Origin of the sequence: Mesorhizobium sp. BR1-1-15, assembly GCF_020165475.1 — a bacterium.
In the GTDB taxonomy this organism is placed as follows: domain Bacteria; phylum Pseudomonadota; class Alphaproteobacteria; order Rhizobiales; family Rhizobiaceae; genus Mesorhizobium.
This window is the reverse complement of the sequence record NZ_JAIUIF010000028.1, coordinates 1-20,334: the sequence shown is the minus strand read 5'-3', so window position 1 is coordinate 20,334 and position 20,334 is coordinate 1. Positions and strand designations below refer to the sequence as shown.

Here is a 20,334-nt window from a genome sequence, read left to right as displayed (position 1 = left end):
ACGGTTGGCGGATTGTTGGAGGAGATGCGTGATGGCGACCCAGGCGGATGCGCAGGAATTGGCGGCGCTGCGGGCGCTTTCGGCCGCCATCGGACAGGATCCGCATCTGACCCAGGCCGCCGGCGGCAACACCTCGCTGAAAGCCGGAGACACGCTGTGGATCAAGGCTTCCGGGACCTGGCTGAAAGACGCGCTCGCCGATGACATCATGGTGCCGGTGGCGATGGCGCCATTGCTCGAGGCGGTTGAACGACGCGATCCCGCCGCCGACCAGCCTCAGGCCTTCGCCATCGGCGCGCTCAACCCGCGCGGGCTGCGTCCCTCGATCGAGACCACGGTGCATGCCTTGATGCCGCAGCGCGTGGTCCTGCATGTCCACTGCGTCGACACCATTTCGCTTGCGGTGCAGGCCGATTGCGAGGTCCTGGCCGCGCGCCGGCTCGCAGGCATCCAATGGGCCTATGTTCCCTACCGCCGGCCGGGCCTGCCGCTGGCCCAGGGCATCTCCGAAAGGCTGCGGCCGGGCATCGATGTCCTGATCCTGGGCAATCACGGCCTCGTCGTCGCGGCCGAGACCGTCACCGGGGCCGAGGCGCTGTTGCGCCGCGTCACCGGGCTTCTGGCAAGGGCGCCGCGCGACGCGGCCGCGCCCGACATCGCGGCACTGACCGCGCTTGCCGCAAATTCCGGCTACCGCTTGCCCGTCGACACCGAGGCGCACGCGGTCGCCATCGATCCCGACAGCCGCCGCATGGCATCGGGCGGCAGCCTCTATCCCGACCATGTCATCTTCCTCGGCAAGGGTTCGGTGGTGGCTGCGCCCGGCGAGGACGTCGCCGCTGTCGTCAGGCGTCGCGGCGCCCAGCCCCTGTCGATCCTGTTCCCGGGGCTCGGCGTCCTGATGCGCGCCAATGCCAGCGCCGGCGCCGGCGCCATGCAGCGTTGCCTTGCCGACGTGACGGCGCGGGTCGATGTCACGGCGACGTTGAATTACCTTACCGAGGCGGAGAACGACGAACTCGTCAACTGGGACGCCGAGCAGTACCGCCAGAAACTGAACGCCTCCGGTGGCTGACATGTCGCCCGTCGCCGGCTCGCCTCTCTCGGATCGCCTCGTCATCGGCGTCGATATCGGCACCTCGGGCGCCCGCGCCGTAGCCATGCGCCCGGACTTTTCAATTGCCGGCCAAGCCGCCGTCCGCCTCGACGCATTTGGCCAGGATCCGCGCAGCCCGGCGGCATGGTGGCAAGCGGTCCGGGCAGCGCTGGCGGAGTTGATTGCGGGCATCGACCGGACCACGGTCCGCGCCATCGCCGTGGATGGCACCTCGGGCACGTTGCTGCCGGTCGACGGTGCCGGACGGCCGCTCGCCGAACCGCTGATGTACAACGACAAGGTCGCCGGCGACGATATACTGGCCGCGATCGCGCGCGAGGCGCCGGCGGGCAGCGCCGCGCACGGCGCGACCTCAGGCCTCGCCAAGGCGCTTCGCTTCCAGCATCTGCCGGGCGTGGCGGCGGTGCTGCATCAGGCGGACTGGATCGCCGGACAGTTCTCGGGCCGCTTCGACGTCAGCGACGAGAACAACGCCTTGAAAACCGGTTACGATGTCGAGGCCCGCCGTTGGCCGGACTGGATCGCGGCGACCGGAATGCGCATGGATTTGCTGCCTGACGTCGTCGAGCCGGGCGACGTCACCCGCACGCTCACCGCGGCGATGGCGGATCTGTTCGGCTTGGGCCGCGACGTGATCGTCGTTGCCGGCACGACCGATGGCTGCGCCTCTTTCCTGGCGACGGGTGCGGCGGGGGTCGGCGACGGAGTCACGGCGCTTGGCTCCTCGCTTACCATCAAGATCCTGTCCGACCGGCCGATCTCGGCGCCGCGATACGGCATCTACAGCCACCGGCTGGGCAATGCCTGGCTGGCCGGCGGGGCCTCGAATTCCGGCGGCAAGGTGCTGGCGCAGCATTTTCCCCTCACGCGCATCATCGAGCTCAGTGCCATGATCGACCCGGCGACCGAGACCGGCCTCGACTATTATCCGCTCGCCACATCGGGCGAACGCTTCCCGATCGCCGATCCGGCGCTCCCCCCGCGCCTCGTCCCGCGCCCGGTGGATGATGCCGACTATCTCAAGGCGATGTTCGAAGGCATGGCCGCGATCGAAGCGCTCGGCTATCGCCGGCTTGGCGAGCTCGGCGCGCCGGCGCTGACTTCGGTGCGCAGCGTCGGCGGCGGCGCGGCAAATCCGGCGTGGAGCGCGATCCGGCAGCGTAAGCTCGGCGTTGCGTTCTTGCCGGCTTTGTCGGACGAGGCCGCTGCCGGAACGGCGCGGCTGGCGTTGAAGGGTGCGAACGAGGCGGGGCTGCTATGAGCGGGAAACTGGCTGAACGCCTCGACGGCATCGGAGCGCTGGCGGAGCGCTACCAGGTCTTCCTGGTCGACCAGTTCGGCGTGCTGCATGACGGCTCGGCCCCCTATCCCGGCGCGGTGGCGGCCTTGGCGGCACTGAAGCGCGCCGGAAAGACCGTGGTGCTGGTCTCCAACTCCGGCAGGCGCGCCAAGCCCAACGAAGACCGTTTGCTGAGGCTCGGCTTCGAGGCCGGAAGCTGGGATCATTTCGTTTCCTCCGGCGAGGTGGCGTGGCGATCCTTCCACGAAATGGCGGCGACCGGAGCGTTGCGGCCCGGCACGAACTGCCTGTTGATCAGCCGCGATAATGACCGCACAGCGATCGAGGGCCTGCCTTTTGTGTTGACCGGAGCCGGCGATACCGCCAACCTGGTACTGATCGCGGCCAGCGAAGGCGACCGCTACGACCTGGACCATTATCGCCGCCTGCTGGCGCCGGCGGCGGCGCGAAAGGTGCCATGCTTCTGCACCAATCCCGACAAGATCATGCTGACGGCGGTCGGGCCTCGCTTCGGCGCCGGCGAGATCGCCGATCTCTACGAGAGCCTGGGCGGCAGCGTCACCCGCATCGGCAAGCCCGGTCCGGCGATTTTCGATGCCGCACTGGCGCTGGCCGGCGAGCCCGACCGTGCCAGCGTGGTCTGCGTCGGCGACAGTGTCGAGCATGACATAGCGGGCGGAAACGGCTCCGGCATCGCCACGGCGCTGGTCCTGAGCGGGATATTGGCGGACACTTCGGATCTTGTCGCTGTTTTCGACGAGGAGCAGGCCTGGCCGGACTACGTCACGGAGTCCTTCAGCTTCCGTTGACCGCCTCGAGCATGCGCCTTGCGCTCTCCTCGTCGGTGATCAGGATCGTCGGGGCGATCAAGTTCATGGCGCCGAGCAGCGCCGCTGTCTTCTCTTCGCCGCCGGACGTGAGAATGCGGATCGGCGCCTTGCGCAGCCGATCGACCTCCACTGACATCACATGGCTGTTGACGGGATGGTCGACCAAATCGCCATTGCGGTCGAAGAAATGGAACAGAAGGTCGCCAACGGCGCCACGCGCAACCAAGGCCTCGCGGTCCGCCTCCTTAAGAAAGCCGCCGCGAGAGAAGGTGGTGGCCGAAGCGATGCCGCCGACGCTCAGCAGAACGGCATCGAGCACGTTGGCCATCTCAAAAACTTCCTGCAGGCCGCAACGCTCGACCAGCGCGATCTTTGTCTCGACGCTGTCGACGACGGCCGGCGTCGGGATCAGATAGCCGTCGCCCTGGAAGATTTGGGCGAAGCGCCAGGCGAACTCGGCCGGGTTGTAGCGGCGCACGACGCCCACACCGCCCAGCAGCGAAATGACCTTGAAGTCGGTGAGCGATTTGGTGCTGATGAAGGGCAGGCTCGAGAAAAGCGTCTGACCCCAGCCGACGCCGACGCGCATGCCGGATTTCATCGTGTCGGACAGGAAAATCCCGGTCTTCGCGCTGATCGCGGGAATCGGATCGGCATTGGGCGCGGTCAGCGGCGCCACCAGCGCCTGCTTCAGGCCGAACGTGCGCTCCAGCGCGCGCTCCAGCCGCACGATCTCTGACAACTCGCTTTCGATGGTGATTTTCACCTCGTTGCGGGATCTCGCCTCCGCCAGCATGCGCACGATGGTGACGCGGCCGACGCCGAGCACGTCGGCTATCTCGTTCTGCGTCATCTGCTCGACGAAATACATCCAGGCGGCGCGGATCCGGAGGCGGTCCGTACGGCTCTCGTTGACGACCTGTTCGGGCGCCTCGGCCCCGCCGTTTTCGCTATCGCCCTGCCGTCGCCTGCCCAACTGTCTGTCTCCCCGCTCGGCGATGTAGGAGTCCCTCGCCGATTCTCCACGCTGGTTTAATATCGCCTATTGATCTACCAATCGATAGGAACAATGTAGGGTCAGCGGCCGGCTCTCGGCGGCCGAGGCCGGTAGACGTTTTCGAGGCGATTCGCGATGCTCCGACAAATCTCCAGGGATGTCCGCGTCAATTTGAAGGACCGGCTGCGCGACGTCCGCGACATCATTCGCCAGAGCCGCCACGACAGCGACAGCGAGGCCAATCTCGTGCGGGAAGCAACCAGCCATTTGCCGCCGTTCCCGGGCAAAGGCATCGAAGGCCTGCTCGGCCATGCCGCCAGTGCCGTCGACGAAGCCTTGTCGATCGCCGAATCCTTTGTCCCGCATGACCGCCCGACGAAGATCGACGGAACGACCGTGAAAGGCCTTGGCATCTATTTTCCGGCCGGCAACGAGGAACGCCGGTCGAGCGCCGAGCGCGTCTTCCGGCGCGACATGTACTATCTGACCAGGACCGTGCTCGCCGCCCTGAAGATCGACAATGCCCGGATCCACGAGGCGGATTTCGCCGCCGTCCACGCCGCCATGCGAAAACGCCACGCCGGTCTGCTGGCCGCGATACCCGCCAGACCCGGCCCCGCCGCGCTGCCGGCCGTCGCCGCTGCCTGTGCGGGGCTGCTGGTCGAGTGCCTCAACCACCGGCCTGTCCGCTTTGCCGAAGCCGAACCGGATGCAATCGGCGACCGGGCGCTGGACATAGCTTGCCTGGCCCCTGTCGTCCTGGCCTGCGGCCTGGCCACAACGGCCAGCGACGGTGCGCCGGAGCCCGACATGCTGGAGACCGCTGTTCTGGCGGCCGGCATCCGTCACGACCGCATCGTCAAGGCCTGTGCCAAGGCGAGCCCGGTCGATGAATTGACACCTGTCTTCGCCACCTTGCTTGCCCATCTGCCCTAGCTGCCGGTTCCGGTCGGGACTATCGCCCGGCCGCCATGGACGTGATGGTCTTCTTGGCGCGCTGGATCGAGGCCGGGCTCATCGAGAGCTCGGTCAGCCCCATCTCGAGAAAGGCCGGGATGAGATCCGGGCGGCCGGCCGCCTCGCCGCACATGCCCACCATGATGCCGGCGGCCACGCCGGCCTTTGCGGTCAACTCGATCGCCGACATGACGGCCGGGTTGGCGACATCATTGAGCTTGGCCACGGTCGGGTTGAGCCGGTCGGCGGCCATGATGTACTGGGTCAGGTCGTTGGTGCCGATCGAGAAGAACGACACTTCTTTCGCCAGCGCCGGCGCGATCAGAACGGCGGCCGGCGTTTCGATCATCACGCCGAGATCGAACGCCGCATGCGGCACGCCTTGCGCCTTCAGTTCCGCCGCGCATTCGGCAACCAGGACCCGCGTCTGCCGCACCTCCGATATGTCGGAGACCATCGGCAACATCACCTTGATGTTGCCGTGCACGGCTGCCCTGAGCAGCGCCCGTAGCTGGCGCTTGAAGATGTCGGGCCGGTCGAGGCACATGCGGATGCCGCGCCAGCCGAGGAAGGGATTTTCCTCGTCGGGAAATTCGATGCCGGCGATCGGCTTGTCGCCGCCTATGTCGAGCGTGCGCACGATGACGGGATAGGGCGCGAATGCCTTGGCCAGCGCCGCATAGGTCTCGGCCTGCATGTCCTCGGAGGGCAGATGCATATGGCGCATGAACAGAAGCTCGGTGCGGAACAGGCCGACGCCCATGGCGCCGGCTTCCTGCGCTGCCTCGATTTCCTCCAGCGAGCCGATATTGGCGGCGACCTCGATGATCCTGCCGTCCGCGAGTTTGGGCGTCACGGTCTTGAACACGGCCAGTCCGGCGCGCTCCTTGGCCGCCGCCTGGACGCGGGCGGCGAAGTCCGCGCGGGTCGCCGCATCGGGGTCGACGATCACCTGCCCGCCATTGCCGTCCACGGCCACTTCGCGCGCGCTGCGCAGGGCATTGATCTGGTCGCCAAGGCCCAGCACTGCCGGAATGCCGTGCGAACGGGCGATGATGGCAATATGCGAGGTGGCCCCGCCATGGCCGCATACCACCCCGCCGATGCGCTTCAGCGGCGCCCGCGCCAGGTCCCAGGCGCCGATATCGTCGGCGATCAGGATGGCGCCTTCGGGGATATTTTCGAGGCTGGCGTCATCCTGGCCGAGCAACGCCAGACAGATCTGTCGTCCGACCGCATGCACGTCGTCGGCGCGCGCGTTGAGATAGTGATCGTCGACCGCGCTGAAATCGGCGGCAATGGTGGAGGCGACGGTGATGACGGCCGAAACCGCATCGTTTCCGCTTTTGATCGCCTCCTCGGCCTCGCCGGTCAGGCTGTCGTCGGCGGCGATGTCCCGCAGCGCCGCGATGATGCCGCGATCTCCGGCGGACAGGGTGTCCTGCGCCAGCGCCTTGTCCATGCGCGCCTGAACGGCGGCGACGGCGGCGCGGAACCTGTCGATCTCGCCGGCGATCTCCTCCGCCCGCAGCATGCGGCCCTGTCCAGCGATGTCAGGTGGAAAATGCGCGAAGGCAGGCCCGATGGCGACGCCCTCGCTCGCCGCGACGCCGCGCAAACCGGCCGCGCCTGAAACAGCCGGTACGGGTTCGGACGCCGGCACAGTTTCCTCGCCCGTGTTGGCGGCCGATTGCGGATCGTCATCGTCGAGACCTGCCTTCGGGTTCTCGAGATAGCCGATCAGCGCCTCGATCGCTTCGATGGCGTCCGCGCCATTCGCCCGCACGGTGACTTCCTGGTTTTCCTTCACCGCCAGCAGCATCAGCTTGACCGAGCTCTTGGCGCTGACCGCCTTGCCGTCCTTGACCAGCTCGACATCGGATTCGAAACCCTTGGCAAGCTTGACGAAGCGCGTGGCGGGACGGGCGTGCAAACCTTCATGCACTCTGACGATGGTCGAGCGTTCCATGGCAAATACTCTGTTGTGGCGCCGCGCCGACATGGGTCGCGGCGCGAATGCTTCAGGCGGCGATGGTGATGATCGCGTCTGTCTTCAGGGCGGCCACGAGCGCTTGAGTGTCGACCTGCGAAGCGCAGATCTCGCCCGGCCGCTCGGCCTCGGTGGCGCCATTGAACGAGATGACGACATGCCCCATCTCGAGCACCTTGCTCCAGGCGCTGGAGCCGACCGCCGTGATTGTCGCGGAAACAGGTCCAAGGGTGATCAACGCGCCCTTCTGCGGCGCGCCTTCGCTGGGCCCGAGTTCCGTCTTGTGGAGCACGGAAACCTCGGCAAGCTCCGGCGGCGAGCCATCCGCGAACAGGATGAGCACGCCCCCTTCGGCAAGGTCCGCCACCTCAGGCCCGATGGAAGTGACCCGTGTTCTCAGCAGAACCGTCATATGGCGAACCTCATTTCCTTACTTTCCTCGAGGGGTTCACGGACACCATGAACCCCTCTATCTCCGTGCTTTGGCGCAATTCCCAAGGGAAAGCGCTACGCGCCTTTTTCCGGGAAAGCCGTTTCAGGCTTTCCCGGAATTTGCTTAGAACACGATCAGGCTGACGACCCAGGCGATCAGCACCGAGACCGGGCCCATGATCTGGCGGCTGATGAGAACCGCCGGGACGCCGATTTCGATCGTCTTGGGCTTGGCTTCACCGAGCGCCAGGCCGACCGGGACAAAGTCGCAGCCCACCTGGGTGTTATAGGCAAACAGCGCCGGCAGCGCCATCGCCGGCGAAATCGTGCCGTTGGCGATCTGCGGACCGATGATGGCGACGCCGATGACCTGCGCGATGACCGCGCCCGGTCCCAGGATGGGGGACAGGAACGGCAGGCCGCAGATGGCCGAGATGATCAGCAGGCCGACGATGTTGTTGGCGAGCGGTCCCATCGGCTGGGCAAGCACGTCGCCGATGCCGGTGTACAGGATCAGGCCGATGAGCATGGTCACGAAGGCCATGAACGGCAGCACGTTGCGCACCACCTGGTCGATCGTACGGCGGCCGGCATTGAAGAAGATGCCGACCACGCGGCCCATGACGCGGCCGATCGAGCTGATCAGGCCGATCAGCCCGCCTTCGCTCGGTAGCGGCTGTGGTGCCGCGGCCGCGGTGTTGTTGCCTGGACTCATCGATGCTGCTCCCCCCGCAGTGGTGACCGCCTCGGATCCGTCCGCCATTGTGACATTGGCCGGCTTCACGCCCGAAACGTAGATGTCCTCGGTGATGAACTGGGCGAGCGGCCCAGCCTGGCCGACCGGCGTCAGGTTGACGGTCGGGATGCGCTTGCGCGGATAGACGCCGCAGCGTGCGGTGCCGCCGCAGTCGACGACGACGACCGCCATCTCGCTTTCGATCGGCGGCGCCTTGAAGCCGTCGACGGCCGTAGCGCCGGTCATGTCGGCGATGAGCTGTGCCACGGGATGGATGCCGCCTCCGGTGACGGAGACGATCTTGTCGCGCTGTGCGGTCGGCTCGATGACGAGCGGGCCGCCCCAGCCTGTGGAGCCCCGGGAGATCCTTACGGCTTTGTATGTCTTGGCCATGATGTCCTCCCCGCCGTTACAGCTCGATGCCCTGGCGGCGTGCCATGATGGCGGTGATGCGCTCGGTCAGCATGCCCTTGAGCAGGATGACGACGAGGCCGACGATGGCGTACCAGATCGCCACCTTGACGTGATAACCTCCGGCGACGACACCCCGCTTCTCGAGGTCAAGCAACGCGACCAGCATGCCGCCCCAGACGAAGTATTCGCCCGGGTTGATATGCGGGAACAGGCCGAGCGGCGGATGCACATAGGAGACAGCCGCGTCATAGAAGGCGGGCTTGTGCTTTTCTTCCAGGAACGATCCGAAGGTGTAAGCCATCGGGTTGGTGAGGAAGAACACCGCCAGCAGAGGCAGCAGCGTATAGCGGGTCAGCGCGATCCTGCCGGCGCCGCGTGCCAGGCCGTGGACGCGCTCCTCGCCGACCAGTTCGGTGACGGCGTAGAAGGCGGTCATCAGCACCACCAGTGTCGGGATGATGCCGGTAACGAAGCCGGCGAACACTTCGCCGCCTTTCTGGAAGATGCCGATGAAGTATTTGCCGATTGCGGTCAGCCAGCCGAGTTGCTCTTCCTGCTGCACGTTTTTCAGCTGTTCCTTCAGCTGATCGGCGGTGACAGGCGCGCTGTCGGTCTGCGCCTGCGCCAACACCACGAGATGATCGGTGGCATGCTCGACGCCGAGCCTGCCGTGCCAGGCAGCATCCGAGACCATGGTGCCTGCAACATGCAGGTTATGCACGGCCATGTCGGCATGCTGCGCCAATAACGAAAATACAGACATTTCTCCTCCTTATGCCGCCCGCCGGTTGATCCCGGCCGGTGCGCGGCGTCCTCTAGGCCCTTGCTACGTTCAAGCCGGACAAGCCCGGCTTCTTCCCCGGCTCCGACCGTGCTTTGTCGATCTGTTCAATCGCCCGTTTCACGGCCTCGGCCACACCGGGTTCCCCCTCCCCCAAGATCGCAGGGTTGGACCGGAGTTGATCGAGGGGAACACCCTCGAATTGTTGATGTCGTTTGAATTTGGTGAACACCGAGCGCCCGCTCATGACCATCATGCGGCGCACGATTAGGTCCGGCGTCACCACGACGAGCGCGATGGTGCCCTTGGCCAGCCGGCCGCGAAAATTGCCGGCCCCGACGAAGCCATCCTTGTACTGATCGGTGACGCCCCGGAAGACATCCGAATAGTGCCGCATCTGCAGCCAGACGCCGAGCGACTGCAGCGCCCACACGATAACCAGAAGAAGCAGTCCCCACTGCCAAATCGCCATTCGGTTCTCCTCCCGAAGCCTTCATTGAACCGCATCTTGGACGGATGCGCGACAACAGCAAAGTGAGAACATTTGTTTCCGAGAATGTCAATATGTATGATATTGACCTCGGTCACGGTCATCCACAGGGCCGTCGGCCGATTTCGGCGACGGCACGGTTGTGCTAGCCTGTCGTCAAACGGGATATGTGAAATGGAACTGCCCTTCAGGGATGAACTGGCCCTTATGCCCGACCTTCGCCATCGGTTGCGACAATTGCGCTGGTTCCGCGCGACGTTTCGCGGCAGCGCCAAGGTGGTGTCCGACACATTCGGCGTGCGTTTTGAAATCGACGAAGCCAGGCTCACAAGGGCTTTTCTCGACTGGGTCGAGATCATGGAGGCGCAGAAGCGTTTCGCCGCGATCGACCGCGCCGACTTCATCGTCTTTGCCGCCGGCCTCGTGCTGCGCGAACTGATACGGCAGGCGCCGGCCAGGGAAGTCTCCGGCCTCAGCCATCTCGTCGAGACCGAGCAGAATGCCGGCACGCTGCAAATCGTCCGCTTCTGGCCTGAGGGGTTCCTCTACACCAATTATTGCGTTTCGGTGATTTCGGCGATCTACGAGCAGGAATTCGGCTCAGCGCCCAGCATCCACAAATGCGCCGACGACCTGCGCACATGGTGGTCCTATCGCGAGAACGTGACCGAGATGCCGGCCTATGCCGTGGCTTTCCTCGACCGCTTCCTTGGCGCCGAACCGAACTGGATCACGCCGGATCGCGCGCAATCGCGGCAGGCCATGCAAAGGGCGCTTGGGTCGGCCCGGGCCAGCGATGCGCTACGCCAGCTTTGACAGATTTTGGCGCCCGACCACCACGCTATTGAACATTTGACTTTTTGCCGGTAGCAAAGTGCAAAACTCCGGGGAGAAGCGCGTGGCGCGATCAAGGCCTATCATTTTCGATTGCGACGGCGTTCTCGTCGACAGCGAACCGCTGGCCGCGAGGGCCTATGAGCGCGTCTATGAAAAGCACGGCATGCCGGGCGTGCACGGCGGCATCATCGCTCAGTGCATCGGCATGAAACAGTCCGACATCATCGTCAAAATCAGGGAATTGACCGGCCATCAGTTTCCGGCGGCGGCGGATGGCGACATCTGGACCGAGACCAGGATCCTGTTTTCGCAGGAACTGAAGCCGACACCAGGAATCGCCGCGTTTCTGGAGGCGCTTGAGGGCGACCGCTGCGTTGCCTCGTCGTCCTCCGTCGAGCGCATAAACCACAGCCTGGCAGTGACGGCGCTGGCACGGTTCTTCGGCGACGCAATTTACAGCTCCTCGATGGTTAAGAACGGCAAGCCCGCTCCGGACATTTTCCTGTTCGCCGCGGCACAGATGGGCGCCAATCCGGCGGACTGCATCGTCATCGAGGATTCGCCCTTCGGTATCCAGGGCGCGGTTGCCGCCGGCATGACGGCGATCGGCTACACCGGCGGCGGCCACACCTATCCCGAGCATGGCGCGCGACTGAAGGCGGCCGGCGCCGATTTCGTCTGCACCGACTGGCAAGAGATCAGCCGGCAATTGTCCGGGCTCGGTGCCCCCGCCTAAGAGCTTGTTCTAGCGAGTGGGTAGTCCAAGCCGAACCCATTCGTCGGGCGGGATTACAGATCCGACACGTAGGCCGAACGACAAAACCCTGGTCACATCGCTGTCGACCTCGCAGCGGAAGCCCAGATGGTACCACGTGCCCGTTGCGCGGAAAGCGACATCCGGGGCGTTGAGAATATTGCCGGCCTTCAGCGGCACGCTTGGGATCAAGTCGGGGAAATAAGAGGCGTCCAGCAATTGCTGCTGCAATGCGCTGGCGCAAAGTTTGGCACCACGCTGGGCGCGCGGCACGCCGCCCATCGAGGTCGTGGCCAGCGCATCGCCGGTAGCGTCTTGCGAATAGAGCTTGCGAACGCCCGGAAGCCCGGAATAGCGACGCGACGCGGCACTGGCGACATCAGGGGAAGTTGGGCTTCCCGCGCTCCCGTTGGAGGACTTCGAAACTTTTGAAGAGCCGGGCTTCGGCGCATTTGTGGGTTTTGGCGTCGGCTTTTCAGCCGATATGGGAAGCTCGACCTCAGTATCGCCGTCATCGGCGGCCAACGGCGCTGCCGCGGCCGTTTGCTTGTCGGCCTCGGGCAACTCTGCCGGCTTTTCGGTGGCCGCCGGCGCGCCAGACTTGGTCTTCGCAGGCTCAGGCGTCACGGGCTGCTTCGACGTCTCCTCCTTGGCAGGCGCTGGCGAATTGTCTTGAGCGCTGGCTCCGTCCAGGGATTTCCTGGGGCCGGCGTCCTTGTCGCCGAACTGAAAGACAGGTCTCAAGGTCTCGATCGGCGGCGTCTTGCGCGATTGCTTTTCGGGCGGAGGTGGTTCTTCAGCCTTCGTTTCCGGCGGCTTCTCGGCTTTGGGCTCGTTTGGCGGTGCGGGAGCAGGTTTCGGTTTTGGCTGGTCGGGCGGAGGCACGAGCGCGACATTTACCGGCTGGTCCTGCTGCGGCTCCTGGGCTGGCCTCGGCAGGTTGTAGAACACCAGCGCTGCGAGGAGCGCATGCAGGATCAGCGATGCGGGCAGCGCCCACAACAGATCCCGACGCCGCTCTCGTGCCTCGTCCTTCATGCTGACCGATGTGGAATGAAATAGCGGCGGCTTCAAGCATCGGCTTTGGATTGACGCAATTTAACCGCTGCACAGCTCGGTGATCTGGAAAACCGTGTCGCTGCGCCGCCGTCGAGGCGTTGGCGCCGCTGGACGAACGGCCGTGCCGTCCTGAATATTCGCGGCAACCCAGTTCTGTGGCCAAAGACTAGCCTTGCCGCTGGGGCTGGATCCCGTCCAGAAACCGTCCGTCCAGCCGCGTTTCGCCAAACCAGTTCAGCCGGTTGATGCTGACGAAGCCGGCATCGATCGCCTCGTTCTCGTCGCCCGGCTCACTTGCGTGAGCGCGCCCGCGCGGGACTGTGATGACGGTGCGATCGCCGTCGCTCTCCAGGATTTCAGCCTTGCGGCCGATCTTGTCGCGGCCGATGCGCGGCTGCCGGATCCCGGCCGGCAGCGAAGCCGGCAGGTTGATACTGAGCCAATGGCCATCCGCCGCCCACTCTTCACGCGACCGCCAGAGCGAGGCGATCAACGCGCCGAGCCACTCGTCGTCGACACCGCTGAAGTCCGGATTCTTCACCCGGGAAAAGCCGATCGCCGGAATACCCCAGAATGTCGCCTCGCGCGCAATGCCCAGCGTCCCGGAATAGGCAAGGTCCTCGGCGACGTTGCGCCCGTCATTGACGCCCGCCAGAACCAGGTCGGGCTTTTGGCCATCCGCGAACAGCCAGGCCATCGCACTCACCACGCAGTCGGCCGGAGTACCGGAACACGAATACCAGCCGGGCTTGACGCGCCGCATGATCAACGGCCGCGCGATCGTCAGCGATGCGCCCGCGGCGGTGCGCTTGCCGTCGGGTGCCACCACCCACAAATCGTCGCTCAGGCTGCCGGCCGCCTTGACCAGCCGGGCAAGGCCCGGCGCCTCGATGCCATCATCGTTGCAGATCAGGAGTCTCATGTCTCTTTTCCTCGGCGCACCGTGATGCTCTGGCCGGTGCGGCATTGCGGGCGCAGCGACGGAATATGGGCTTTCAGATCGTCAAGGAGTTCGCTCGCGCAGGAATGACCGAGCGCCTCCGGGCGCCCTGCCTTCTCCCAGATATCGACATTGCCCGACAGCGTTGGGTGGGTGGGCATGCGCACCCAGTCCGCCCGGCCGGCCTTGTGCAGCAGATCGCCGGGGGAGCCGGAGGGCAGATGCCCGGTCAGCAACACCGGAAAGCCGGCCCGGTCGGCGCGCGGCAGCAGGCGGGACGAAGGCCCGGCCTCGCCCATGCCGTCATCGGCCAGCAAGGGCAGCGAGGGCAGCGGGTCGGCGTCGGTCCAGTCTGCGGCACTACCCAGCCGCAAGCGCAGCATCTCGGATACGCCAGGCAGCAGCGCTGAAGTGGCGGCGATCTGCGCTTCGAGCGAAGCACGCATGCCGGCGTGGATGGCGAAGGGTCCCGGCAAGGCCGCGATCAATTCCAGCGACCGCCCCGACAGCGGCGTCGGCAGAAGGCATCCGTTCGAATGGCGCGCCACCCAGCCCGAAATGGCCTCGGCGCGCGCCGCACCCGGCACGGGATCGGCGCCATAGGACGCGTCGAGAACGAGAAGATCGCATTCGGGGATCGCGTCCATCACGAAGACATTGCTGTCCGGCACCACGTCGGCCGAATAGACGACGCGGCTCTTGCCATCGTCGACGGCAAACCAGACGCCGCCGACGACATGTCCCGACCTCCCCGTCCTGACCGTGAGATTGCCGCTCTTCAGCAAATCGCCGGGTTCGAAAATCTCGATGCGATCTTCCGGAAAGGGAAATCGCTTGAGATCCCCGGGATCGGCATAGCCGGCGAGCGTGGCCGGAGCCTCGGCGCGGGTTTCGGCCGTCATGAAAATCGGACCGGCATAGCCGCGCGACAAAAGCCAGCTCAGAGCACCGACGTGATCCTCGTGCGCATGCGAGACAAACAACGCGTCGATGTCGGCGATCGACCCGTCAAGTGCCGGATAGTACTCCGCCCCTGTGGCCCCGACCTTGATGCCGATATCGAGCAGGATGCGATCGTTTCCGCTGCGGACGGCAACGCTGGTGCGGCCCTTTTCGCCGAAGCCGCCGGCCAGGTCCAGCTTCATCACGACGCCGCCTCCGCCGGGATTACCCAGCCGGACTTAATGCGCAGGCGCGCCTGGGCTCCGCTCTCCAGCACGACCGGGTCGGGCTGCTCGAAATGCAAGGTAAGATCAGGTCCTGCGGAAGGCGTAAATTCGATGCGCGCCGAGCCACCCCGGTAGATCACCCGCTTGACGAGGCCATCGAAGCCGGGGCCGTCCGGCGAGACGTCGAGATCGGCCGACCGGCAGCAGATCCTTGCGCCGGCGCGCGGCCGCTCGCCTGCCCGGCAGCGGACGACCAGCTCGGTTCCGAGAACCCGGACCTTGCAATGACCGGCTTCCTCGGCGTTCAGCACGTCGGCCGGAAGCAGAATGCCCTGTGAAATGAAGGAGGCCACCATTTCATTCGCCGGCTCATGATAGAGCTCGCGCGGCGTCGCGAGCTGGACCAGGCGACCGTGATCCATCACCGCGATGCGATCGGCCAGCGCCATGGCCTCGGCCTGATCGTGGGTGATGTAGACGATGGTCGTGCCGGTGCGCTTGTGAAAGGCGGCGAACTCGTCCTCCATCGAGGCCCTGAGATGCACGTCGAGATTGGCGAGTGGCTCGTCGAACAATACCAGCGAGGGCGCGGCGACCAGGCAGCGCGCCAGGGCCACGCGCTGGCGCTGGCCGCCGGAGAGGTTGGCCGGCCTACGGTCTCCTAACCCCTGTAGATTGACCAGGGCCAGCGCGTCGGCAACCTTCTGGCGGGCGACCGCCTTGTCCAGCTTTGCAACCTTGAGCGAATAGCCGATGTTCTCGGCGACCGTCATGTGCGGCCACAATGCGTAGTTCTGGAAGACGATGCCGACCCGCCGCTTCTCTGGTGGAACGCTGCCGCCTGCACCCGACACGACCTCGCTGCCGACGCGGATTTCGCCCGACGTCACCTTCTCGAAGCCGGCGACAAGCCGCAGCAACGTCGTTTTGCCGCAGCCGGAAGGCCCGAGCACGGCAAGGAATTCGCCGTCGCCGACATCGATCGAAACGTCCTTGACCGCATCGAACTCGGCGAAGCTCTTGGTCACATGGTCCAGGGTCAATCGCGCCATGGCAGAACTCCACTCGGAAGATGAGGGGCAAGCAGGTTGGTCACCAGCATCAGCACGAAGGTGACCGCGACCGTGATGACGGACATCGCCGCCGCGTAGTTGGAATCGCCGCCCTGTTCGAACGAGAACATCACCACGCCGATTGTCTCGGAACCCGACGACCACAGCAGCGCCGAGACCGTGAGCTCGCTGAGCGCCGTCATGAAGATCAGCAGGCCGCCGGCGATCGCCGCCGGCGCCACCAAAGGAAAGACGATGGTGCGCATGCGCGTGAACAGGCCGGCGCCCGCCACTTGTGCAGCCTCCTCCAGCGTCCGGTCGATCTGGTGATAGCCGCTGATGGTCGGCCGCAAGGCCAGCACCAGGAAGCGGGCGAGATAGGCGTAGAGGATGATCCAGACCGTGTTGTAGAGCTGTATGCCGGTCAGCGGGATCGGCCGCAGGAACAGCAGCAGCGATGCGATCGCCAGCACCACGCCGGGCAAGGCATAGGGCAGTTCGACCGAAAGATTGAGCAGCCGCACCCAGCGCTGTTTGCCCCAGGCAATGAGATAGCCGATCGGCACGGCGACGAGGACCGCGAAGAAGGCGGCGGCGATAGACAGCCAGAAGCTGTTGAAGAAGGCGCGGCTGGCGGCAGCGTGCTCGAACAACACGAAACGGTAATTGTCGAGCGTCGCCGTCTTGGCGCTGAGCGCGATGCCGTAGCCGGGAACCAGCGACGTCAGCACCAGCCCGAACAGCGGCAGGAACAACACCAGTACGACCAGCAGCCACATGCCGGCCTGGACGACCGGACGCCAGCGGCCAAGCTCGTAGGGCTCGGCGGGCAGCGAGGTGGAGCTGATGCGGTAGTCGCGGCGCCGGCTCATGACCTCCTGGGCGATAATGCCGGCCATGGCGATTATGCCGATCAGCACCGACAGGAACGCCGTCTCGCCGAGCACGGCCGGCCCGCCGCCGGCCAGTTTTTGATAGATCAAGGTCGGCAGCACCAAGTAATTGGCGGGAATGCCGAGAAAGGCGGGAATGCCGAAATTGCCGACGCAGGACACGAAAGCCAGTGCCGCTGCCGCCATGATCGACGGTGTCATCAGGGGTAGCACGATGGTGACGAGCACGGTGAACCAGCTCGCGCCGCCGGCTCGCGCCGCCTCGACCAGTTCGCGCGGCAGCTTGCGCAGGCCGGCGCGCACCAGCAGGAACACCAGCGGGCCATACTGCACGCCGAGCAGCAGGATGATGCCCGACGTGGAATAGAGCGGGTTCTTGGTGCCCAGCGGCGGTGCGGCGCCGAACAGCTTGAGGAACGGGCTGGCCGGTCCGAACAGTTGCAGCCAGGCAAGCGCCGTGACCTGCGGCGCGATCATCAGCGGCATGACGTAGCAGAGCACCAGCGCGCTTCGGCCACGTATGTCGGTCAGCGTGATGAGCACCGCCACCAGCGTTCCCGACAGCACGGCAAGCACCGTGCCGCCTATGCCGACGACAAGCGTATGCCAAGTGGCGATCCAGGTCGCCGGACTTCTCAGTCCAGCCTCCAGGGCCATCGTCGACACCGTGCCGCCGGGTGCCACGATTTCCTTGATCAGGCGCAGCATCGGCAGCAGGGACAGCAGCACGATGACGACGGCTACCGCCGCCGTCAGGACCATTTCCTGGCCCCGGCTTTCCCTGATCGTTGATGGCATGGTTGCTTTCCTGAAATTCGACCAGCGCGCAGTGGGGATGCCGCCGCGAAGCGGCATCCCGGCCGGATCGCCGAGCCTTGTCAGCCGCCGAACAGTTCCGAGAACTTCGCCTTGTCGGCGTCGGTCTTGGCGACGATTGCCTTGGTGTCGAACGACATCACCTTGACCTTGACGCCTTCCGGCAGCCATTCGGGCCGGCCGACCGAGGCCCGTGCCGGCAGGTAGCCCATGGAAAGCGCCAGCTTCTGGCCTTCGTCCGAAAGAATGAAGTCGACGAACTTCTTGGCGCCGTCGACATTCTTGGCCGTCTTCATGATCGCGACCGGTTCGGTCACGGCCGGCACGCCTTCCGAGGGGAACACGAATTCCACCGGCGAGCCCTTCTTCTTGGCGTTCATCGCCATGAAGTCGACGAGGATGCCATAGGGCTTCTCGCCTGATGCCACGGACTTCAGCACCGCGCCATTGCCGCGCACGCTGACGGTGTTGTTGGCCTTCAGCTTCTGGAAGAAATCCCAGCCGTAATCGGCATCGCCGGCGAAGCCCGAAAGCAGGTAGGCGGCGGCACCTGAATAGAGCGGGCTCGGCATGACGAGACCATCGGCATAGGCCGGCTTGGCGAGATCGGCCCAATGTTCCGGCTTCTCGGCGGCCGCGGTGTTGTAGACGATGCCGGTGGTGATCAGCTTGCTGCCGAAATAGGTCTTGTCGGCGTCGTAAGCATCCGGCTCGATGCCGTCGAGCTTTGCCTCGGGATAAGGCAGCAGCCGGCCGTCCTTCTTCAGCAGCTCCATCGAGACCGCATCGGCGATCAACAGCACGTCGGCCTGCGGGCTGCCGGCGGCGAATTCGGCCGCCATCTTGGTGAGGATGTCGCTGGTACCGGAACGATAGATTGCCACGTCGATGCCGGGCTGCGCCTTCTTGAAGGCCTCGACGGTCTTGGCCGCATCGGCTTCCGGCTGGGATGTGTAGAGCGTCAACGTTTCGGCACTTGCCATGCCGGCAAACAAAGTTGCCGCGAGCGCCAGCTGGCTTCCCAGCAGCTTGATGAATAGCGTCTTCATAAGACCTCCTGTCCTGTCTGTGCACGACTGGCCCGGCCCTGGCCGGTTCCCTGTCTCTTCCTCCCTGCACGGCGCATATGACTGGTGGATGACACAGCGCGTGAGATATACAAAATATGTTCATATGTTCGATGTCAATTACAAATGAACAAAACTGTGCAACAATCGACACGCCGGACATCCGGTGCCAGTTGACACGCGGCCGGCCTTTCTCCGAAGAGGCGATGCGGGGCCCAGGCCAAGGCTCATGAGGACGAAAAGCGATGCCCGTGGAAAAACCCAGACCGGCCCGCTCCGGATTGCCGATGGTGTCGTCGGATCTCAACGTCAAGACGGCGTGGCTCTATTATGTGGAGGGCTTCACGCAGGAGCAGATCGCCGAGAAGCTCGACGTCTCCAGGGTGAAGGTCATGCGCACGCTGGCCGCGTGCACGGCCGAAGGCATCGTCGTCACCATGATCAACGCGCCGACCGCCGAACAGGTGGCGCTCGAACGTGCACTCGAGAAGCGCTGGGGCCTCGACGCCGCCGTCGTCATCCCGACGCCTTCGGCGCAAGACCACCTGGAGAAGGCGATCGGCCACGCCGTGGCGGCCTATCTCGGCGAGCAGATGCAGGACGGCATGACGCTGGCAATCGGCGGCGGCGCGACCCTGCATGCCAGTTTGGGCTTTCTCGCCCGCCGGCAGCTGAAGCACGCCTCGGTCGTGGCGCTCGTCGGCAGTCTGCCGCATTCGCAATGGATCAATCCGTCCATCGTCGCCGCCAAGGTCGCCGATGTCTTCGAGGTCGACAGCTACCAGATCACCGCGCCGGTGACGGTCGACAACCCCTCGCTGCGTGACCTGCTCTGGGCGCAGCCGGCGCTGCAAGACGTGCGGCCGCGCGCTGCCGCCGCCGATATCGCGCTGCTTACCGTCGGCGACATGTCGCCGGACGCGACCATCTTCCGCCACGGCATCGTGCCGTCGTCGCTCATCGCGTCGCTGAAAGCGAAGGGCGCGGTCGCCAACATGCTGTGCTATTTCGTCGATGCCTCAGGCAGGCTGGTCGACCACGAAGTCAACGGCCGCGTCATGGCCATCGACCTCGATGTCGTCGGCCAGGTGCCGAATGTCGTGCTGGCCGCCGGCGGAAAACGCAAGGTGGCCGCGATCCTCGCCGCGCTGAAGGCCGTCAGCACCAATGTGCTGATCACCGACAGCGATACGGCGACGGCGCTGCTGGCAAAGGCTGGCTGACGCTGCTTCCAGTGCCGCTTAGATCAGGCCGCGTTCGCGCAAGAAATCCTCGACGCCGACATGGGTCATGGATTCGAATTCGGCGATCGCCTCGGCCACCCGCCTGCGCTGGGCCGCCAGCAGCGTGAACACCTGCTTCATCTCGCCGGAAACGCCGAAGCGGCCCCAGCGCTCCGCGATATGCGCAGGCAAGCCGATGTCGGCGCAGAACGCATCCAGGCTCTCATAGCCGAGACTGGCGACGAGTTGCTTGGTTTCGTCCGCCGACATGCGCGGCTCGAAAGCGTGATCGTGCAGGCGCTGCGCCACCAGCTTGATGTCGGACGGAGACGCGCCCATCACCTTGCCGAACAGGGTCTTGACGTCGGATGGATCGAATGCGGGCATGCGGACCTCCCTTGATCACAGTCCACCTGAAACATGGGCGAAGGGTTCGCGCCTGACAAGTCGATTCTGTGGTGAGCCCGCGCATCATTCGAC

At 65.2% G+C, this 20,334-nt stretch carries 20 protein-coding genes; 7 read left to right on the top strand and 13 right to left on the bottom strand.

Going from position 1 to position 20,334, the window contains the following annotated elements; genetic code table 11:
* The first annotated feature begins 31 nt into the window (after positions 1–31).
* The 3 genes from LB541_RS27945 to LB541_RS27935 are packed head-to-tail and all read left to right on the top strand — an operon-like array spanning position 32 to position 3,226.
* The gene (locus LB541_RS27945; protein ID WP_140561622.1) at positions 32–1,075 is read left to right on the top strand and encodes a class II aldolase/adducin family protein; all 1,044 of its coding nucleotides are present in this window, start codon (positions 32–34) and stop codon (positions 1,073–1,075) included.
* Position 1,076: 1 nt separating this feature from the next.
* Positions 1,077–2,378: an FGGY-family carbohydrate kinase gene (locus LB541_RS27940; RefSeq protein WP_224620074.1), complete on the top strand. Its 1,302-nt coding sequence runs from the start codon at positions 1,077–1,079 to the stop codon at positions 2,376–2,378.
* Complete coding sequence (locus LB541_RS27935) at positions 2,375–3,226, top strand: TIGR01459 family HAD-type hydrolase (RefSeq protein ID WP_140686507.1); 852 nt, start codon at positions 2,375–2,377, stop codon at positions 3,224–3,226. The genes LB541_RS27940 and LB541_RS27935 overlap by 4 nt, the downstream gene beginning before the upstream one ends.
* Here LB541_RS27935 and LB541_RS27930 read toward each other — a convergent pair.
* Positions 3,213–4,223: a sugar-binding transcriptional regulator gene (locus LB541_RS27930; RefSeq protein ID WP_140501598.1), complete on the bottom strand. Its 1,011-nt coding sequence runs from the start codon at positions 4,221–4,223 to the stop codon at positions 3,213–3,215. The two genes, LB541_RS27935 and LB541_RS27930, sit on opposite strands and share 14 nt — an antisense overlap.
* Positions 4,224–4,379: 156 nt before the next feature.
* Between LB541_RS27930 and LB541_RS27925 the strand changes: the two genes are divergently transcribed.
* Entirely contained in the window at positions 4,380–5,180 is an 801-nt protein-coding gene (locus LB541_RS27925; protein ID WP_140501600.1) for a hypothetical protein, read from the top strand.
* A 19-nt stretch (positions 5,181–5,199) separates the two neighbouring features.
* Here the strand turns inward: LB541_RS27925 and ptsP are convergent, their stop codons facing one another.
* From ptsP to LB541_RS27900, 5 genes are all read right to left on the bottom strand, one after another.
* Positions 5,200–7,170 (bottom strand): phosphoenolpyruvate--protein phosphotransferase, encoded by a 1,971-nt coding sequence (gene ptsP / locus LB541_RS27920; protein WP_140561614.1) that lies wholly within the window; start codon positions 7,168–7,170, stop codon positions 5,200–5,202.
* 52 nt (positions 7,171–7,222) lie between these two features.
* Positions 7,223–7,603 (bottom strand): PTS glucitol/sorbitol transporter subunit IIA, encoded by a 381-nt coding sequence (locus LB541_RS27915; RefSeq protein WP_140561612.1) that lies wholly within the window; start codon positions 7,601–7,603, stop codon positions 7,223–7,225.
* Between the two features lie 144 nt (positions 7,604–7,747).
* Positions 7,748–8,752 carry a PTS glucitol/sorbitol transporter subunit IIB gene (locus LB541_RS27910; protein WP_140558471.1) on the bottom strand — a complete coding sequence of 335 codons (1,005 nt, stop codon included), beginning with the start codon at positions 8,750–8,752 and terminating at the stop codon, positions 7,748–7,750.
* Between the two features lie 16 nt (positions 8,753–8,768).
* Positions 8,769–9,536 carry a PTS glucitol/sorbitol transporter subunit IIC gene (locus tag LB541_RS27905; RefSeq protein ID WP_140501608.1) on the bottom strand — a complete coding sequence of 256 codons (768 nt, stop codon included), beginning with the start codon at positions 9,534–9,536 and terminating at the stop codon, positions 8,769–8,771.
* A gap of 52 nt (positions 9,537–9,588) precedes the next feature.
* Positions 9,589–10,026, bottom strand: a complete 438-nt coding sequence (locus LB541_RS27900) for a transcriptional regulator GutM (RefSeq protein WP_140517924.1) — start codon at positions 10,024–10,026, stop codon at positions 9,589–9,591.
* Between the two features lie 192 nt (positions 10,027–10,218).
* On the opposite strand from LB541_RS27900, the gene LB541_RS27895 reads away from it, so the two are divergent.
* Together LB541_RS27895 and LB541_RS27890 are read left to right on the top strand one after the other, a co-directional pair.
* Positions 10,219–10,860, top strand: coding sequence for a hypothetical protein (locus LB541_RS27895; protein WP_224620073.1), 642 nt, complete (start codon positions 10,219–10,221; stop codon positions 10,858–10,860).
* A gap of 82 nt (positions 10,861–10,942) precedes the next feature.
* On the top strand, positions 10,943–11,617 hold the full coding sequence (locus LB541_RS27890) for an HAD family hydrolase (RefSeq protein ID WP_224620072.1): 675 nt from the start codon (positions 10,943–10,945) through the stop codon (positions 11,615–11,617).
* 9 nt (positions 11,618–11,626) lie between these two features.
* On the opposite strand, the gene LB541_RS27885 is transcribed toward LB541_RS27890, so the two are convergent.
* The 6 genes from LB541_RS27885 to LB541_RS27860 form a co-directional block, all read right to left on the bottom strand.
* Positions 11,627–12,673, bottom strand: coding sequence for a DUF930 domain-containing protein (locus LB541_RS27885; RefSeq protein WP_224620071.1), 1,047 nt, complete (start codon positions 12,671–12,673; stop codon positions 11,627–11,629).
* 187 nt (positions 12,674–12,860) lie between these two features.
* Complete coding sequence (locus LB541_RS27880; RefSeq protein ID WP_224620070.1) at positions 12,861–13,616, bottom strand: 5'/3'-nucleotidase SurE; 756 nt, start codon at positions 13,614–13,616, stop codon at positions 12,861–12,863.
* Positions 13,613–14,779 (bottom strand): MBL fold metallo-hydrolase, encoded by a 1,167-nt coding sequence (locus LB541_RS27875; protein WP_140666496.1) that lies wholly within the window; start codon positions 14,777–14,779, stop codon positions 13,613–13,615. Before LB541_RS27875 ends, LB541_RS27880 begins: the two co-directional genes overlap by 4 nt.
* Positions 14,779–15,855: an ABC transporter ATP-binding protein gene (locus LB541_RS27870; RefSeq protein WP_224620069.1), complete on the bottom strand. Its 1,077-nt coding sequence runs from the start codon at positions 15,853–15,855 to the stop codon at positions 14,779–14,781. Before LB541_RS27870 ends, LB541_RS27875 begins: the two co-directional genes overlap by 1 nt.
* Positions 15,843–17,546: an ABC transporter permease gene (locus LB541_RS27865; RefSeq protein ID WP_140517918.1), complete on the bottom strand. Its 1,704-nt coding sequence runs from the start codon at positions 17,544–17,546 to the stop codon at positions 15,843–15,845. Before LB541_RS27865 ends, LB541_RS27870 begins: the two co-directional genes overlap by 13 nt.
* A gap of 80 nt (positions 17,547–17,626) precedes the next feature.
* Complete coding sequence (locus LB541_RS27860; RefSeq protein ID WP_140500630.1) at positions 17,627–18,613, bottom strand: ABC transporter substrate-binding protein; 987 nt, start codon at positions 18,611–18,613, stop codon at positions 17,627–17,629.
* Positions 18,614–18,876: 263 nt separating this feature from the next.
* Between LB541_RS27860 and LB541_RS27855 the strand changes: the two genes are divergently transcribed.
* Complete coding sequence (locus tag LB541_RS27855; protein WP_224620068.1) at positions 18,877–19,854, top strand: sugar-binding transcriptional regulator; 978 nt, start codon at positions 18,877–18,879, stop codon at positions 19,852–19,854.
* A gap of 18 nt (positions 19,855–19,872) precedes the next feature.
* Here LB541_RS27855 and LB541_RS27850 read toward each other — a convergent pair whose 3' ends face one another.
* The gene (locus LB541_RS27850; RefSeq protein ID WP_140500628.1) at positions 19,873–20,241 is read right to left on the bottom strand and encodes a hypothetical protein; all 369 of its coding nucleotides are present in this window, start codon (positions 20,239–20,241) and stop codon (positions 19,873–19,875) included.
* Positions 20,242–20,334 lie beyond the last annotated feature (93 nt).

Bases quoted from the DNA above. Each gene is read 5' to 3' on its own strand.
- LB541_RS27885 (WP_224620071.1), bottom strand. From the start codon at position 12,673: ATGAAGGACGAGGCACGAGAGCGGCGTCGGGATCTGTTGTGGGCGCTG.
- LB541_RS27880 (WP_224620070.1), bottom strand. From the start codon at position 13,616: ATGAGACTCCTGATCTGCAACGATGATGGCATCGAGGCGCCGGGCCTT.
- LB541_RS27860 (WP_140500630.1), bottom strand. From the start codon at position 18,613: ATGAAGACGCTATTCATCAAGCTGCTGGGAAGCCAGCTGGCGCTCGCG.
- LB541_RS27895 (WP_224620073.1), top strand. From the start codon at position 10,219: ATGGAACTGCCCTTCAGGGATGAACTGGCCCTTATGCCCGACCTTCGC.
- LB541_RS27910 (WP_140558471.1), bottom strand. From the start codon at position 8,752: ATGGCCAAGACATACAAAGCCGTAAGGATCTCCCGGGGCTCCACAGGC.
- LB541_RS27875 (WP_140666496.1), bottom strand. From the start codon at position 14,779: ATGAAGCTGGACCTGGCCGGCGGCTTCGGCGAAAAGGGCCGCACCAGC.
- LB541_RS27900 (WP_140517924.1), bottom strand. From the start codon at position 10,026: ATGGCGATTTGGCAGTGGGGACTGCTTCTTCTGGTTATCGTGTGGGCG.
- LB541_RS27870 (WP_224620069.1), bottom strand. From the start codon at position 15,855: ATGGCGCGATTGACCCTGGACCATGTGACCAAGAGCTTCGCCGAGTTC.
- ptsP (WP_140561614.1), bottom strand. From the start codon at position 7,170: ATGGAACGCTCGACCATCGTCAGAGTGCATGAAGGTTTGCACGCCCGT.
- LB541_RS27905 (WP_140501608.1), bottom strand. From the start codon at position 9,536: ATGTCTGTATTTTCGTTATTGGCGCAGCATGCCGACATGGCCGTGCAT.
- LB541_RS27915 (WP_140561612.1), bottom strand. From the start codon at position 7,603: ATGACGGTTCTGCTGAGAACACGGGTCACTTCCATCGGGCCTGAGGTG.
- LB541_RS27865 (WP_140517918.1), bottom strand. From the start codon at position 17,546: ATGCCATCAACGATCAGGGAAAGCCGGGGCCAGGAAATGGTCCTGACG.
- LB541_RS27925 (WP_140501600.1), top strand. From the start codon at position 4,380: ATGCTCCGACAAATCTCCAGGGATGTCCGCGTCAATTTGAAGGACCGG.
- LB541_RS27945 (WP_140561622.1), top strand. From the start codon at position 32: ATGGCGACCCAGGCGGATGCGCAGGAATTGGCGGCGCTGCGGGCGCTT.
- LB541_RS27940 (WP_224620074.1), top strand. From the start codon at position 1,077: ATGTCGCCCGTCGCCGGCTCGCCTCTCTCGGATCGCCTCGTCATCGGC.
- LB541_RS27850 (WP_140500628.1), bottom strand. From the start codon at position 20,241: ATGCCCGCATTCGATCCATCCGACGTCAAGACCCTGTTCGGCAAGGTG.
- LB541_RS27935 (WP_140686507.1), top strand. From the start codon at position 2,375: ATGAGCGGGAAACTGGCTGAACGCCTCGACGGCATCGGAGCGCTGGCG.
- LB541_RS27855 (WP_224620068.1), top strand. From the start codon at position 18,877: ATGCCCGTGGAAAAACCCAGACCGGCCCGCTCCGGATTGCCGATGGTG.